This window comes from Burkholderia sp. BCC1996, assembly GCF_905339955.1.
In the GTDB taxonomy this organism is placed as follows: domain Bacteria; phylum Pseudomonadota; class Gammaproteobacteria; order Burkholderiales; family Burkholderiaceae; genus Burkholderia.
Window position 1 is genome coordinate 1 of the sequence record NZ_CAJPHM010000091.1, and the last position, 714, is coordinate 714.

General features: G+C 63.6%; 1 protein-coding gene. It reads right to left on the minus strand.

What is annotated here, in order from left to right:
- The coding region (locus U4Z64_RS37335; RefSeq protein ID WP_321822686.1) for an Ig-like domain-containing protein at window positions 1-714 on the minus strand (714 nt) is incomplete at both ends.

The following is a 714-nucleotide window of genomic DNA, read 5'->3' on the forward strand; positions in this document are numbered from 1 at the left end:
GGCGCCGGTCTCGACACCGGTGAGGTTCAGCGTGCCGACGTTGGTGACGTGATCGGATGCGCTGCTGCCGGAGTCGGTGGTGAGCGCGACACCGGGCGCGGCGGCCGACGTGTCGAGCGTGAAACTGAACGAAGTCGGATCGGACGTGTTGCCAGCGATATCGGTTTGCCGGACCTGCACATCGTTCAGGCCTTCGACGGCATTGAAGCTGGTGTTCCAGGTATGGCCGCCATCGGTCGAATATTCGACGGTGGCACCGGTCTCGACACCGGTCAGGTTCAACGTGCCGACATTGGTGACGTGATCGGACGCGCTGCTGCCCGAATCGGTGGTGAGGGCGACACCGGGTGCAGCCGCAGAGGTATCGAGCGTAAAGCTGAACGACGTGGGATCGGACGTGTTGCCGGCGATATCGGTCTGCCGGACCTGTACGTCGTTCACGCCTTCGGTGGCATTGAAGCTGGTGCTCCAGGTGTGACCGCCGTCGATCGAATATTCGACGGTGGCGCCGGTTTCGACACCGGTCAGGTTTAGCGTGCCGACGTTGGTGATGTGGTCGGACGCGCTGCTGCCGGAATCGGTGGTCAGGGCCACACCGGGCGCCGCGGCCGACGTGTCGAGCGTGAAGTTGAACGACGTCGGGTCGGACGTGTTGCCGGCGATATCGGTTTGCCGAACCTGTACGTCGTTCACGCCTTCGGTCGCGCTGAAACT